Genomic DNA, 14,589 nt, shown 5'->3' on the forward strand with positions numbered 1-14,589 from the left:
CGTGAGCTCGGCGCTGTTTCTGAGGGAACAGCGCCGAGCTCACGCCCACAGCTTTTCGTCAGCCGGTCAGGGCGGCGAGGCGGCGGCGCAGCAGCCGCCGGTCGCCCTCGCGGTCGACGAGATCCAGGGCCGCGCGCAGTGCCTCGCCCGCCTCATCGGCCCGCCCCGCCCGCGCGAGCAGCTCCGCCCGGACGGCGGGCAGCAGGTGGTAGCCCCGCAGCGCGGGCTCGTCGGCGAGGTCGTCGACGACGGCCAGCGCCGCCTCCGGGCCGCGGACCTCCGCCACGGCCACCGCCCGGTTGAGGGCCACCACGGGCGACGGCGTCATCGCGAGGAGCACGTCGTAGAGCCCGAGCACCTCGACCCAGTCCGGGTCGGCCGCGGCCCCCGCCCGGGCGTGCAGCGCCGCGATCGCCGCCTGCACCTGGTAGGGACCTGCCCGGCGAGCGGCGAGGGCGTCGTCGAGCACCCGCAGGCCCTCGTCGATCTCGTCGCGCCGCCACCGGGCCCGGTCCTGCTCGGCGAGCGTGCGGGACGCCCCGTCGTCGCCCGTCCGCGCGTCCCGGCGCGCGTGCTGCAGGAGCAGCAGCGCCAGCAGCCCGCGGGCCTCGGGCTCGTCGGGCAGCACCCGTGCGGTCAGGCGCGCGAGCCGCACGGCCTCGTCGGCGAGCGCGCGGCGGGCGGCGCTCCCGGCGTCGTCCCCCGCCGGCTCCGCCCAGGCGTCGTAGCCCTCCGTGAACAACAGGTAGAGCACGGCGAGGACTCCCTCGGTGCGCTCGGCGCGCACGGCCGGGGGTGGCACGCGGAACGTGATGCCGGTCGCGCGGATGCGTTGCTTGGCGCGTACGAGCCGCTGCGCCATCGTCGCCTCGGGGACCAGGAAGGCGCGCGCGACCTGCGCCGTCGTCATCCCGGTGAGGGACCGCAGCGTGAGCGCGACCCTGCCCTCCAGCGGGAGCGCCGGGTGGCAGCACGTGTACAGCAGCCGCAGCAGGTCGTCGTCGGGGTGGTCCGCCGCCCACCCCTCGTCGTCCAGGCCCAGCGCGACCTCGTCGAGGACGGGGTCGGCGGAGTCCCCGGGCGCGTCCACCCGCGCGGCCAGCCTCGCGGCGGCCTCCGTCCGCTCCCCCTCCGTCCGGCGACGGCGCAGCACGTCGATCGCGTGCCGACGCGCCGCCGTCGTGAGCCAGGCGCCCGGCCGCCCGGGGACGCCGTCCCTGCCCCACGTCCGCAACGCGGTCGCGAACGCCTCCTGGGTGGCCTCCTCGGCGAGGTCGAGGTCGCCGGTGCTGCGCGCGACCGCGCCGAGGACGCGTCCCCACTCCGTGCGGAACGCGTCCTCGACGGCGGTCGCCGGGGTCGTCATCGTGCGGCGTCGTCCCCGAAGGGCCAGAACGCCCGCAGCTCGATCGCACCCGCGTGCGCCATCGGGTGCTCCGACGCGACGGTGATCGCGGAGTCCAGGTCGGGCGCGTCGATGATGTCGAACCCGCCGACCGCCTCCTTGGTCTCGGAGAACGGCCCGTCCGTCACGAGCACCTTCCCGCCGCGCACGCGGACCCCCACGGCGTCCGGCGGCGGCCGCAGCCGGTCGCCCGTCACCCGGGTGCCGTCGGCGTCGTACCGCGCCACCCACCCCTCGATCGGCGGCGCGCCGGCGGCGTCCTCGGGACGCAGCTCCGGGTCGTCGGGCGTGCTCAGCACCAGCATCAGGTAACGCATCAGACCTCCTCGTCACGCGCGCGGCCAAGGCCACCGTCGAACACTAGCGGGCCGAAGAACGCCACGTCGGCGGCCTCGATCCCGTCCCCGACGCAGCGGCCCGCGCCCCGGCTCGCCGACCGGAACCGGCGGGCCTCCGGGTCCGTCCGCAGGATCGTGTCCAGGAATCGCATCTGTCGCCTCCTCGTCCGCACGGCCCCGGGCGGGCCGTGTCATGAGGACGACGAACGGCTGGCCCCGTCCTCGACACCGGCGACGGTGCGACTTCTGTGCACCGGCGATGGGGAGAACTCCCCATCGTCCGTCGGGACGCGGCTGCCTACCGTGGGCGGTGACCGGAGCGCGGCCGCGGAACCGGCACGACGGCGGGTGGTGCGCCCGCGTCCCCCCTGATCGGGCGCACCGCCAGCCGTCACTTGATGCCCGTGCTCGCGATGCCCTGCACGAACGTGCGCTGGAAGACCAGGAAGACGACCAGCAGCGGCACCACGGCCACGGTCGCCACCGCCATGACCGCACCCCACGGCGAGCTGAACGCGGGGTTGTTCGTCAGCGTCGACAGGCCGACCGGCACCGTGAGGCTCTCGTTGCCCTGCAGCACCACGAGCGGCCACAGGAAGTCGTTCCACCGGTTCATGAAGCCGAGGATCACGAGCACCCCCACGAGCGGCCAGCACGACGGCAGCACCACCCGGACGAACGTGCGCAGCTCCCCCGCGCCGTCCAGCCGCGCCGCCTCGACGAGGGCGTCCGGCACCCCCAGCAGGAACTGCCGCGCGATGAAGATCCCCACGACGTCGAACAGCGTCGGCAGGATCACCGCCCACGGCGAGTCCACCAGCCCGAGCCGGGCCACCACGAGGAACGCCGGCACCAGCGTCACCTGGATCGGGATCATGATCGTCACGAGGAACAGGGCGTACAGCAGCCCGCGCCCGCGGAACCGGTACTTCGCCAGCGCGTAGCCGGCGCCGAGCGAGACGCACACGGACAGCGCCGTGCCGACCGCCGCGACGAAGAACGAGTTGCCGAGCCAGCGCCAGACCGGCTGCTGGGCGAACACCTCCGCGAAGTTCTGGGTGGTCGGGGCGGCGGGCCAGACGTAGAAGTCGCTGCTGGCCGACTGGCCACCCGGCGTGAGCGCCGAGACGACCATCCAGTACAGCGGGAAGACGACGAGCATCGCGACGGCCGTGAGGCCGGCGGTGAGGAGCCAGCGGCGCCGGGACGAGCGACGCTCACGCGCGGAGGGTCGGGACGCGGGGACGGGGCGCACGGTCGCGGTCACAGGAGCTCCTCGGCTTTCTTCGTCGCCCGCTGCCGCAGCAGCGTGAAGACCAGCAGGATCAGCACGAGCAGGAGGCCGAGCGCCGCCGCGTACCCCATGCGGGCGTCGGCGAAGGCCGAGCGGAACACGTACTGGATGAGGACCGTCGTGGAGAACCCGGGGCCGCCGCCAGTCATCACGTAGATGACGTCGAAGGCCTGCAGGGAGAACACGACGTTGAGGATGAGCAGGATCGACGTCGTCGGCGCGAGCATCGGCACCGTCAGGCGGCGGAACCGCTGCCAGCCGCTCGCGCCGTCGATCGCGGCGGCCTCGCGCAGCTCGGACGGGATCGACTGCAGCGCCCCGAGGTAGATCACCATGCAGAACCCGATGCGGGTCCAGACGACCACGAGGATCAGGGTCGCCATCGCCGTGCGGGGCGAGGTCAGCCACGGCAGGCCGTCGAGCCCGACCGCACGCAGGGCGTTGTTCGCCACGCCGTAGTCGGGGTTGAAGATCCACGACATGACCACACCGACGACGACGCCGGCCGCGACCATCGGCACGAAGAACAGCGCTCGCAGCGCCCCGCGGCCCGGGAGCGGGCGGTTGAGCGCCACCGCGAGCGCCAGCCCGACCGCCATCGCCGTCGGCACGGTGCCGAGGGTGAACACGAGCGTGTTCAGCAGGGCGGTCCGCAGCAGCGGGTCGGCGAGCATGGTGCGGTAGTTGTCCGCGCCCACCCACTCACCCTCGCCGAGAGTCGCCGTGTCCTGGAACGACAGGGCGACCGCGATGACGATCGGCACCAGCGAGAACGCCAGGAACAGCAGCCCGGCGGGGCCGACGAACAGGTAGGGCGCCCAGCGGGTGCGCCAGCGGCGGGCCGCGTCGCCCGTGGCGGCCGCCGGTGCGGGGGCGGTCGCGGGGACGGGCTCGGCCGTGAGGGTCTCACCGTGCGGTGACACTGCGCATCGCCTCCGTCATCCGGGTGCCGCACTCGGTGGGGCTGAGCTCCCCGAGGAAGCACAGGTCGAGGTAGTCCGCGAACACCGAGTTGAGCGAGCTGAAGTACTGGCCGGACTGCGCGCGCACCATCGACAGCGGGATGGTCGAGGCCTGGTCGATGAAGCGCTGCATGGTGGCCTCGTGCCGCTCGTAGCCGATGTCGGCCGCGTCGAGGGAGGACCGTGCCGGCAGCCAGTTGCCCCGGCGGCAGAACTCCGCGATGTTGGCCCGGCTGGTGATGAAGGCGACGAGCTCGGCGGCGAGCTCGGGGTGCTTGCTGGAGCGCGTCACCGCGAGGGCGTTGCCGCCGAGGTCGGAGGCCTCGCCGGTGTTGCGGATCATGGGCGCCGTGCCCCACTCGTCCGGCCGGCCCTCGTCGAGGGCCGCGACCGACTCCGGGTTGTCGAGCAGCAGCCCGATCTGTCCGGTGAGGAACAGGTCGCGGGCGACGGCCCCACCCCCGGACTTGCTCATGTTCGACGGCGAGACGAGGCCCTCGGCGTACCAGCGCCGGCCGAACTCGAGCGCGCCGACGGCCTCGGCGGTGTCCATGCTCGGCGTCTCGCCGTCCTCGCCGAGGAAGGCACCGCCGTTCTGGTAGACGACCGGCATCCACCGGTACGCAGTCTCGGGCCCGCTCCAGCCGTAGCCGAAGCCGTACCCGCGGGTGACCTTCCGCGCCTCGCGGGCGACCTCCAAGAACTCGTCCCAGTGCCACGCCTCGTCGAGGGTCTGCGGCACCCGCACCCCGATGCGCTCCATCACCCGCCGGTCGTAGTAGGTGATGAAGTTGTCGGTGTGCTGGAACACCCCGAACAGGCCGTCGGGCTTGGCGCCGATCGCCCAGAAGGGCTCGGACCAGTCGTCCTCGTACTCGGGCGGGACCGCGCCGGTGATGTCGACGAGGCTGCCGTTGGCGGCGTAGCGGCCGATCTGCTGCGGGGTGATGCGGATGATGTCCGGGGCCAGGTCGGCCGCCAGGCGCGTGATGAACCACTGGTGGAACTGCCCGGTGGTGACCTCCACGGCGACGCTGGTGCCGGGGTGGGCCGCCACGAACTCGTCGGCGATCGCCTGGTAGGTCTCGAGGTCGAGCGGGATGTTCCACGAGGACAGGCGCAGGTGCTTGGTGCCCGTGGGTGCCCCGGAGCAGGCCGCGAGCGCTCCCGCCACGCTGATCCCGGCCACGGCCAGGAAGCTCCGCCGGGACAGCCTCCGGACCGCCGGCGACGCGTGCGTCGGCATGTCGTCTCCTCTTCGTCGAGGGATCGGTGGTGCGGTGCCCCCGGGCTCCGTCGCCCGGGAGCACCGCGGTGCTCAGCGCGCCGGGACCGGCGCGGGTGCCGCCGCGGCGGGGGCCGGGCGCAGGGCGGGCTGCAGCAGGTCCGCGTGCGCGGCGAGCAGCTCGTCCGTCATCGCCCGGATCTGCTCGAGCGTGCAGTGCGCCGACGTCAGGGGGTCCGTCGCGACGGCGTGGTGCACGTGCTCCACGTCTCCGTCCAGCGCCGCGCGCACGGCGAGCGTCTGCACGTTGACGTTGGTGCGGTTGATCGCGGCGAGCTGGGGCGGCAGGTCGCCGAACGACGTCGGCTGCACGCCGTTCGCGTCGACGAGGCACGCCACCTCGACGCACGCGTCGTCGGGCAGGTTCGTGACGACGCGGCCGTCGTTCGGCACGTTGCCGTACACGACCGCAGGGACTCCCGTGACGGCGGCGTTGACGATCGACGCCCCGTACTCGACGGACGGCGCCAGCTCCGCCTTGAGGCGGGCGAGCTGGTCGTCGACGTCGCCCTGCTCGTCGTGCGAGGTGCAGATCTCGTAGTAGTCCCACCGCTCGGGGATGTACTCGAGGATGGTGCCGGGGTCCTTGCGGAAGTACGGCACGTACTCCGACGCGTGGTGGCTCGACTCCGTCTCGAAGTAGCCGAAGTGGTTCATGAGCGCGGTGCGCACCTGCTCGTTGCCGCCCTCGTAGGTGCTGGCGGCGAGCGCCTCCTCGGAGTGGTCGCCGTCGTCGGCGAGCAGGTCGGCGGCCGCGCGCCCGCGCCGGTGCCGCTCGGCCATGACCTGGCGCAGCCGCGGGTACAGGTCCTCGGTGCCGCGGCGGAAGTCGAGGATCCACGCCTGGTGGTTGATGCCGGCGCACCGGTAGGAGACCTCGTCGTAGGGGACGCCGAGGGTGCGGGCGAGCATCCGCGTGGTGCCCTGCACGCTGTGGCACAGGCCGACGGTGCGCAGGCCGATGGCGTTGAGGTACGCGGTGGCCATCGCCATGGGGTTGGCGTAGTTGATGAACTGGGCGTCGGGGCACACCTCGAGCGCGTCGGCGGCGATGTCCTGGTACGCCGGCACGGAGCGCAGGAAGCGGAAGACGCCGCCCGGGCCGACGGTGTCGCCGACGGTCTGGTCGACGCCGTAGCGGCGCGGGATCTCGACGTCGTGGCGGTACGACTCCACGCCGCCCACCTGGAAGGTGATGATGACGAAGTCGGCGCCGTCGAGCGCCTGGCGGCGGTCGGTGGTCCGCTCGACCACGGTCGGCAGGCCGTGGTGGTCGACGAGCTCGCACGCGGCGTCCGCGACGCGGTCCAGGCGGCCGGCGTCGAGGTCCATGAGGGTCAGGGTCGCGTCGCGCAGGGCAGGGAAGCTCAGCAGGTCGCCGATAAGGCGCAGGGGGAACACGTACCCGCCGGCTCCGATGATCGTGATCTTCGGTGATCGAGTCATGCTGCGACGCTAGGTCCGAGGATGACGGTGGGTCCTCCGGATACGTGGCCCAGGGTTCCGGGATCCTTCGGCAGGCCGGGGGCGTCTAGGCTGACCGTCGTGCCGATCGGTGTCGACGACGTGCGGCTGGAGGAGGCCGCCCTGTGGGTGCGCCAGGGCGCTCCCCCGGTGATGGAGCACCCCCACCGGCACGACGACCTCGAGCTCAACCTGGTGCGCACGGGACGGTTGCGGTACCTCTTCGGCGGCTCGACGCTGCGGGTGGCCGCCGGCGAGGTGGCGCTGTTCTGGGGCGGCACGCCGCACCAGCTCGTGGCGCCCGACGCCGTGCCGACCGACGTCTCCTGGGTGCACGTGCCCCTCACCGAGGTGCTGGGCTGGTCGCTGCCGTCCGAGCTGCTCGCCGTCCTGCTCAGCGCCCGCCCGGTCGTGGTCCCGGCCTCCGCCCTCGCCCCCGACGTCGGCGCCCGCTTCGCGACCTGGCACCACGACGTCCTCGCCGGCGGCGACCCGACCGTCGTTATGCTCGAGGTGCAGGCCTTCGTCCGGCGCGCGCTCGGCGCACACGCCCTCGCCGAGCCGGCGGAGCCGGCCCCTCCCGCCACGACGACGCACCCGGGGACGGACCCCGTCGCCCGGGCGACGGCCATGGCGCGCTACGTCGCCGAGCACTACCGCTCCCCCCTCACCGCGGCCGACGTGGCCCGGGCCGCGCACCTGAGCCCCAGCCACGCGATGACGGTGTTCCGGCGGGTGGTGGGCACCACCGTCGGCACGTACGTCGCCCGCTGCCGGGTGGCCGAGGCGCAGCGCCTCCTCATCACGACGGCGAGGACGACGGCCGAGATCGCGCACGCCGCCGGCTTCACCTCGCAGAGCAGCTTCTACGACACGTTCCGCCAGATCTGCGGGACGTCGCCCGGCGCCTACCGGCGGTCCGTGCGCTGAATGGGGCGGGCGGGCCGCGGCATCCGGCGTGCCGCCACCTGGAGCGCCGCGACCGCCAGCAGCGCCCCGAGCACCCACAGCGCGGGGCCGCGGTAGCCGTCGAACGCCGCGCCCCCGGTCGCTCCGAGGAGCCATGCCGTCGCGGCAGCCCAGGCGGGGCCGGACCGTGGCGGGACGACGCCGCGCCGCGCGGCCTCCGCCGCGGCCTGCCGCGCCAGGGCGCCGCGCGCCCAGGCGCCGGCCACGATCCCGCCGACCAGGCCGGCGGCCAGCACGAGCAGCCGGTCGCGCGTGGGGCCGGACTCCAGCACCAGGACGCCGGAGTACCCGGCGGCGACGCCCGCACCGGCGACGAGCAACGACGCGTCGAGCCACCGGACGCCGGTGGGCAGGACCGGGACCACCGGTGCTCAGCCGACCGCGTACCCGGCGGCCCGCAGCGCCTCCACGACGCCGGTGCAGTGCTCGTGCCCCTTGGTCTCGAGCTGCACGTTCACCAGCACCTCCGAGACGGCCAGCGACGTGTCGGTGCGCGTGTGCTCGACCTGCACGATGTTCGCGCCGGTCGCGGCGATGGCGTCGAGCAGGACCGCGAGGGAGCCGGGCTTGTCGTCGATGCACACCCGCAGCTGCAGGTAGCGCCCCGCGGCGACGAGGCCGTGCTGGACGACGCGCACGAGGAGCAGCGGGTCGATGTTCCCGCCGGTGAGGACGGGCACCACCGTGCCGGGCAGGGAGCCGGGCTCCGCGGCCAGCACGGCCGCGACGCCCGCCGCGGCCGACGGCTCGACGATCTGCTTGCCGCGCTCGGCCACGAGCAGCAGCGCGCGCGACATCTCCTCCTCGGAGACGGTGCGCACCTCGACGCCGAGCCGCGCCAGCACCTCGAACGGCACGTCGCCGGGCGTCCCGATCGCGATGCCGTCGGCCATCGTGGGCCCCAGGCTGCCGGCGAGCGGCCGGCCGGCCGCGAGCGAGGCGGGGTACGCCGCCGCCTGCTCCGCCTGGACGCCGATCACCCGCACGTGGGGGGCCGCCTCGGCGAGCACCGTCGCGATGCCGGCCACGAGGCCGCCGCCGCCGAGCGGGACCACGACCGTGCCGACGTCGGGCACCTGCCCGAGGATCTCCAGAGCGACCGTGCCCTGGCCGGTGACGACGTCGAGGTGGTCGAACGGGTGGATGAGGGTGCGCCCGGTCCGGGCGGACTCCTCGCGCGCCGCGACGAGGCACTCGTCGACGCTGCTGCCGAGCTGGCGCACCTCGGCGCCGTAGCCGCGGGTGGCGGCCAGCTTGGGCACGGAGGCGCCCACCGGCATGTACACGACGGCGCTGATGCCGAGCATCTGCGCGGCGAGCGCGACGCCCTGGGCGTGGTTCCCGGCGCTCGCCGCGACCACCCCGGCGGCCTTCTCCTCGTCGCTCATCCGGCTCAGCCGCGTGTACGCGCCGCGGATCTTGAACGACCCGGCGCGCTGCAGGTTCTCGCACTTGAGCACGACGGGCGCGCCGACGGACTCCGACATGGCGCGGAACGGGTGGGTGGGGGTGCGGGTGACGACGCCGTCCAGCAGGCGCGCGGCCTCGCGCACGTCGTCGAGCGTCACCCGGTCGATCGGGGGGTGTGGCACTACCTGTTCTCTCCTGGTCCTGCCGGGCCCGCGTCGGGCGCGGCGGGGGCGTCGTCCGTGTCGCCGGACAGGCTGCCGGGCACCGTGCCCGACGCCGTCGTCCTGCCCGACCAGAGCAGGGTACCGGGGAGCTGGGGGCGCTTGCGCAGGAGCGGCATGTGGTCCTCGGTGCCGAGCTCGGGGAACTTGTCGTGCCCGTGGAGATACAGCAGGACGGTGTTCAGCACGGCGGCGAGCGGCACGGCGAACAGGGCCCCGACGATCCCGGCGGCGAGCGACCCCGCCGCGACGACGAGCACGACGGCGACCGGGTGCAGCGACACGGCGTGCCCCATGAGGAAGGGCTGCAGGATGTGGCTCTCGGCCTGCTGCACCAGCAGCACGATCCCGAGCATGATGAGCGCCGCGATCCAGCCGTTGGCCACGAGCACGACGGCGGTCGCGATCGCCCCGGTGACGATGGCACCGATGATCGGCACGAACGACCCGACGAACACCAGGATGCCGATCGGCAGGGCGAGGGCCGGCACGAAGAAGGCCGAACCGACGCCGATGCCGACGGCGTCGACGGCCGCCACGAGGATCTGGGTGCGGACGTAGGCGGACAGCGTGACCATGCCGCGCCGGCCCGCCTGGTGCACGGGCTCGCGGGCCCGCACCGGCAGCAGGTTGCACAGCCACGTCCAGATCGTGCGCCCGTCGAGCAAGAAGAAGATCGTGCAGAACAGCGTGATCAGCGCGCCGACGAAGACGTGCCCGATCGTGGTGGCCGCACCCAGCGCTCCGGCGACCAGCCCGGAGCTGTCCACGACGGACTCCTGGAGCTGGTCGCCGAGCGAGCTGAGCTCGGCGGTGTCCAGGCCGAGCGGTCCCTCGGCGAGCCACGTCGTGACCTGGTCGAAGCCCGCCACCGCCTGGTCCCACAGGTCCTGGAACCCGGAGACGATCGACGTCCCCGCGAGGGTGATCAGGGCTCCGACGAGGGCGATGAGCCCCACCAGGGAGACGCCGGTGGCGAGGCCCCGGCCGAGGTGCCAGCGCTCGAGCGTCCGCCGCACGGGGCCGAGCAGGACCGTCAGCAGCAGCGCGAGGGCCACCGGGACGACGATCGTCTTCAGCGCGGCGAGCAGCCACACGAGGCCGGCCACGGCCGCGGCGACGAGCAGGAGCCGCCACGACCAGGCCGCGGCGGCGCGCACGCTCAGCGGGACGGTGTCGGCGCCCCGCACGTGCGGGGTCGGGGAGGTCGGTGCACTCACGCCCACACCCTAGGTCGCCGGGCAGCGCGCTGCCCGGCGACCCGCGCGCTCAGGCAGACCAGCGCCGCTGCGGGTGCGGGGTCTCCCCGCGCTCGAGCATGGCGACGAACTTCACCACGTTGCGGCGCCGCGCCTGCTCCGTCCGCAGCGTCGCGAGCCGGTAGAGGATGGCGTACCGGTTCTGTGCGCTGAGCGCGGCGAACGCCGCCCGCGCCCGGGCGCTGCCCGCCAGCGCGGCCTCCAGGTCGGGCGGCACCTCGATCGTCGCAGAGCCCCGGTAGGCGGCCTCCCAGCGCCCGTCGGCCCGCGCCCGCTCGACCTCGGAGATCCCCCGCGGGCGCATCCGGCCCTCGTCGGTCAGCCGCTGGACGTGCTCGACGTTCCGCGCCGACCACCGGCTGTTGCGCCGGCGCGGGCAGAACCGCTGCGCCATCGTGTCCGCGCCCAGGCTGCGCATCTGCGCGTCGATCCAGCCGCTGCACAGCGCCTCGTCCAGCGCCGTCGCGTGCGTGAGCGTCGTCGGGGCGGGACGCCCCTTCTTCGCGAGCACCAGCCACACGCCGTCCGGGCAGGAGTCCTCGTGCCGGTCGAGCCAGGCGCGCCAGGCCGCCTGGTCCGGCAGCACGAGGTGCTCCACCGCGTCGGCGCCGGAGCTGCTGCTGTCTGGTTCCATCGTCGTCTCCCGTCTGCGCGTCGGGGAAGGACGAGGCACGGACCGTCGACGCCCGGTCGCGGTCCCCGACACGGACCGCGACCGTCCCCGGGCGCGGGCGCCCGGGAGCAGGGGCGTCGCCGTCGACTCCTGCTCCTGCGCCCGCCCGTGCGGGACGACCCTGACCTCGGTGGGCCGCGGTCAGAACCGGTCTGCCCCGGTCCGGCCGCAGCCCACCCCGGATTCTCCCCCTGTACTCCGTCGTGCTGCCACCACCGTGACGTCGGCCGTCGCCGCCCCTGCCGCGCCGCCTGCCACCGTGGTCGTCACGGCACCGCGGACGACCCCCCGGTCGTCCCCCTCCGTGGGCCTGTGACGCGGCTCACTCTAGACCCGCGGGGCCCTTCCCTCATGTCGAGCCGCCGTCGTGCCCGCGGGAACACGCACCGGGCCGACGTCGTTGCGCCTGACGGGGGCAGGCCGCGCCGAACGAGGCCGCCCCGATCAAGGAGGTAACCCGATGAGCTCGATCTTCGACCAGCTGCTCGGCCGCTCCGGCAGGACCACGATGGTGGCCCCCGAGGACGCGCTGCCCGGGCGGGAGTCCCCCGTGCTCCCCGCGGCACGCCCGCACACCGTGCTCGGCACGTCCCTCACCGGACCGTGGCCCGAGGGCACGCGGGTGCTGTACCTGGCCATGGGCTGCTTCTGGGGCGCCGAGGAGATCTACTGGCAGGTACCCGGCGTCGTGAGCACCGCCGTGGGGTACATGGGCGGCACCACCCCGAACCCCACCTACGAGGAGGTGTGCACCGCGCGCACCGGGCACACCGAGACCACGCTGGTGGCGTACGACCCGGCACGGGTCTCCGAGGCCGAGCTGCTGCGGATCTTCTGGGAGCGGCACGACCCGACGCAGGGCTTCCGCCAGGGCAACGACGTCGGCACCCAGTACCGGTCCGCCGTCTACTGGACGGCGCCGGAGCAGGAGGCCGCGGTCCGCGAGACGGCGGAGCGGTACGGCGAGGTGCTGGCGGCGCGCGGCTACGACCCGATCACCACCGAGCTGCGCCCGGCGGCCGAGGCCGGGCCGTTCTTCTACGCCGAGGACTACCACCAGCAGTACCTCTCGGACGCGAAGAACCCGCACGGGTACCGGTGCCACGCCACCACCGGCGTCCCGTACCCCGACGCCGCCTGAGCGCCACGCGCGTCAGCGCGTGTCGGTCCGGGGTGCGACGATCGGACCGTGCTCCTCGCCGAGGTCGTCACCACGCACGCCGCCGTCGCCGCGACGCGCTCGCGGCTGCGCAAGCGCGAGCTGCTCGCGGGAGCGCTGCGGGCGGCGTCGGACGGCGACGAGGTGGAGGTCGTCGCCGCGTTCCTCTCCGGGCGGCCGCGCCAGCGGCGCACCGGGCTCGGCTGGCGCACCCTCGCCGAGCTGCCGCCGCCCGCCGAGGAGCCCACCCTGACGCCCGGCGACGTCGACGCCGCCCTGACGCGGGTCGCCGCGCTCGCCGGGGCGGGCTCGCAGGCCGCCCGCGCCGCCGCCGTCGACGAGCTGTTCGGCCGCGCCACGGGCGAGGAGCAGGACTTCGTGCGCCGCCTCATCCTGGGGCAGCTGCGCCAGGGCGCCCTCGACTCGCTGCTGCTGGACGCCGTGGCCGACGCCGCCGAGGTGCCTGCGGCGGCCGTCCGCCGCGCCGCGATGTTCTCCGGCCCGTCGGGGCCGATCGCCCGCGCGGCGCTCGACGGCGGGGCCTCTGCCCTCGAGTCCTTCCGCCTGGAGCCCGGCCGGCCCGTGCGCCCCATGCTCGCGGCGTCGGCTCCCGACGTCGCGACCGCGCTGGAGCGGTTCGACGGCGAGGTCGCCGCCGACACCAAGCTCGACGGCGTCCGGGTGCAGGTGCACCGCCGCGGCGACGACGTCGCCGTGTTCACCCGGTCGCTCGACGACGTCACCGAGCGCCTCGGTGAGGTGGTCGAGCTCGCGCGGTCCCTCGACGTGACGGCCGTGGTGCTCGACGGCGAGGCGATCGCGCTCGACGACGCCGGCCGCCCGCGCCCCTTCCAGGAGACCGCGTCGCGCACCGGCAGCCACGACACCGACGCCCTCGGCACCACCCTGCCCCTGAGCGTGCGGTTCTTCGACCTGCTGCACCACGACGGCACCGACCTCGTCGACGCGCCCGCCCGCGACCGGCTCGCCGCGCTGGACGCCGTCGTGCCCGCCGACGCCGTCGTGCCGCGGCTGGTGTCCGCCGACCCGGACGAGGTGCAGGCGTTCTTCGCCGCTACCGTCGCGGGCGGGAACGAGGGGCTGGTGCTCAAGGACCTCGACGCCCCGTACGCCGCCGGGCGCCGCGGCGCGGGCTGGGTGAAGGTCAAGCCGCGCCACACCCTCGACCTGGTGGTGCTCGCCGTCGAGTGGGGCTCCGGCCGCCGCCGGGGCTGGCTGTCGAACATCCACCTGGGTGCCCGCGACCCGGAGACCGGCGGGTTCGTCATGCTCGGCAAGACGTTCAAGGGCATGACCGACGCGACGCTCGCGTGGCAGACGGAACGCTTCCTCGACCTCGCCGAGGGCCCCACCGACGGGTACGTCGTCACGGTCCGCCCCGAGCAGGTCGTCGAGGTCGCGTTCGACGGCGTCCAGCGCTCCACGCGCTACCCCGGCGGGATGGCGCTGCGGTTCGCCCGCGTAGTGCGCTACCGCCACGACAAGACCGCCGACGAGGCCGACACCGTGGGCACCGTGCGGGCGCTGCGGTGACGTCCCCTCAGGAGTGACCCGCGCGCAGGGCGGCGTCGAGCTCGCGCACCAGGGCGCCGGGCCGCCCACCACCCGCGGGCGCGGACGGGTAGCGCGACAGGACGTCCACCACCACGGGGCCGGCGAGGAGCCGGGCCCGCTCCAGGTGGACCGCGGCGACGGCGGGATCGCCGCCCGCGTCCAGCTCGAACGCCCGGGCCGCGTGCGCGGCCGCCCCGAGGACATGCTTGACCTGGGTGGCCTTCGCCAACGGGTGCAGGAACGCGGCACCGGCCGCCGCCAGCGCCGCCCGGGCGGCCTCGCCCGCCGCTGCGCGCCCCGCGTCGCGGGCCTCGCCCGCGGCCCGCTGCGCAGCCCACGCGGCGTCCCTGATCGCCGTGGTCCGCGGGGCGCCGTCGGCGAACCGCTGCGCGGCCTCGACGGCGGCACGCGGACGCGGGTCGTCCGGCCGGTCGCGCCCGAAGAGCCCCAGCGCGGGGGTGGCGCACGCTACCGCGTACCCCGCGACGGCGCGGAGCTCCGTCAGGTCCAGCGCGATCTCCCCGGTCGTTCCCTCCGTCATGCTCGCCTCCCTCTCCCAGGACGTTGTGGGCGTG

At 74.7% G+C, this 14,589-nt stretch carries 15 protein-coding genes; 3 read left to right on the plus strand and 12 right to left on the minus strand.

Going from position 1 to position 14,589, the window contains the following annotated elements:
- Window positions 1-58: 58 nt before the first annotated feature.
- The 7 genes from EYB28_RS16355 to melA form a co-directional block, all read right to left on the minus strand.
- Window positions 59-1,366: an RNA polymerase sigma factor gene (locus EYB28_RS16355; RefSeq protein WP_166850006.1), complete on the minus strand. Its 1,308-nt coding sequence runs from the start codon at window positions 1,364-1,366 to the stop codon at window positions 59-61.
- A complete protein-coding gene (locus EYB28_RS16360) occupies window positions 1,363-1,722 on the minus strand; it encodes a YciI family protein (RefSeq protein WP_166850009.1) in 360 nt (119 codons plus the stop codon). The genes EYB28_RS16355 and EYB28_RS16360 overlap by 4 nt, the downstream gene beginning before the upstream one ends.
- Window positions 1,722-1,895, minus strand: coding sequence for a hypothetical protein (locus tag EYB28_RS16365; protein WP_166850012.1), 174 nt, complete (start codon window positions 1,893-1,895; stop codon window positions 1,722-1,724). Before EYB28_RS16365 ends, EYB28_RS16360 begins: the two co-directional genes overlap by 1 nt.
- Window positions 1,896-2,134: 239 nt before the next feature.
- Window positions 2,135-3,010, minus strand: coding sequence for a carbohydrate ABC transporter permease (locus EYB28_RS16370; protein ID WP_240930602.1), 876 nt, complete (start codon window positions 3,008-3,010; stop codon window positions 2,135-2,137).
- A complete protein-coding gene (locus EYB28_RS16375; protein ID WP_240930603.1) occupies window positions 3,007-3,960 on the minus strand; it encodes a carbohydrate ABC transporter permease in 954 nt (317 codons plus the stop codon). Before EYB28_RS16375 ends, EYB28_RS16370 begins: the two co-directional genes overlap by 4 nt.
- Entirely contained in the window at window positions 3,944-5,245 is a 1,302-nt protein-coding gene (locus tag EYB28_RS16380) for an ABC transporter substrate-binding protein (protein ID WP_166850015.1), read from the minus strand. Before EYB28_RS16380 ends, EYB28_RS16375 begins: the two co-directional genes overlap by 17 nt.
- A 72-nt stretch (window positions 5,246-5,317) precedes the next feature.
- Window positions 5,318-6,730, minus strand: a complete 1,413-nt coding sequence (melA, locus tag EYB28_RS16385; protein WP_166850018.1) for an alpha-galactosidase — start codon at window positions 6,728-6,730, stop codon at window positions 5,318-5,320.
- A gap of 99 nt (window positions 6,731-6,829) precedes the next feature.
- Between melA and EYB28_RS16390 the strand changes: the two genes are divergently transcribed.
- Window positions 6,830-7,678 (plus strand): helix-turn-helix domain-containing protein, encoded by an 849-nt coding sequence (locus EYB28_RS16390; protein WP_240930604.1) that lies wholly within the window; start codon window positions 6,830-6,832, stop codon window positions 7,676-7,678.
- Here the strand turns inward: EYB28_RS16390 and EYB28_RS16395 are convergent.
- The 4 genes from EYB28_RS16395 to EYB28_RS16410 are packed head-to-tail and all read right to left on the minus strand — an operon-like array spanning window position 7,657 to window position 11,241.
- A complete protein-coding gene (locus EYB28_RS16395) occupies window positions 7,657-8,082 on the minus strand; it encodes a hypothetical protein (protein WP_166850023.1) in 426 nt (141 codons plus the stop codon). The two genes, EYB28_RS16390 and EYB28_RS16395, sit on opposite strands and share 22 nt — an antisense overlap.
- A gap of 6 nt (window positions 8,083-8,088) precedes the next feature.
- Complete coding sequence (gene ilvA / locus EYB28_RS16400) at window positions 8,089-9,309, minus strand: threonine ammonia-lyase (RefSeq protein ID WP_166850026.1); 1,221 nt, start codon at window positions 9,307-9,309, stop codon at window positions 8,089-8,091.
- Window positions 9,309-10,568 carry an AI-2E family transporter gene (locus EYB28_RS16405; protein ID WP_166850029.1) on the minus strand — a complete coding sequence of 420 codons (1,260 nt, stop codon included), beginning with the start codon at window positions 10,566-10,568 and terminating at the stop codon, window positions 9,309-9,311. The genes ilvA and EYB28_RS16405 overlap by 1 nt, the downstream gene beginning before the upstream one ends.
- 49 nt (window positions 10,569-10,617) lie before the next feature.
- Window positions 10,618-11,241 (minus strand): YdeI family protein, encoded by a 624-nt coding sequence (locus tag EYB28_RS16410; protein ID WP_166850032.1) that lies wholly within the window; start codon window positions 11,239-11,241, stop codon window positions 10,618-10,620.
- A gap of 499 nt (window positions 11,242-11,740) precedes the next feature.
- Between EYB28_RS16410 and msrA the strand changes: the two genes are divergently transcribed.
- Together msrA and EYB28_RS16420 are read left to right on the plus strand one after the other, a co-directional pair.
- On the plus strand, window positions 11,741-12,421 hold the full coding sequence (gene msrA, locus EYB28_RS16415; RefSeq protein WP_166850035.1) for a peptide-methionine (S)-S-oxide reductase MsrA: 681 nt from the start codon (window positions 11,741-11,743) through the stop codon (window positions 12,419-12,421).
- A gap of 48 nt (window positions 12,422-12,469) precedes the next feature.
- Window positions 12,470-13,993, plus strand: coding sequence for an ATP-dependent DNA ligase (locus tag EYB28_RS16420; RefSeq protein ID WP_166850037.1), 1,524 nt, complete (start codon window positions 12,470-12,472; stop codon window positions 13,991-13,993).
- Between the two features lie 7 nt (window positions 13,994-14,000).
- On the opposite strand, the gene EYB28_RS16425 is transcribed toward EYB28_RS16420, so the two are convergent.
- On the minus strand, window positions 14,001-14,555 hold the full coding sequence (locus tag EYB28_RS16425; protein ID WP_166850040.1) for a putative immunity protein: 555 nt from the start codon (window positions 14,553-14,555) through the stop codon (window positions 14,001-14,003).
- Between the last annotated feature and the right edge of the window lie 34 nt (window positions 14,556-14,589).

The sequence above is a fragment of the Isoptericola sp. BMS4 genome (genome assembly GCF_011634835.1).
Lineage (GTDB): Bacteria > Actinomycetota > Actinomycetes > Actinomycetales > Cellulomonadaceae > Isoptericola.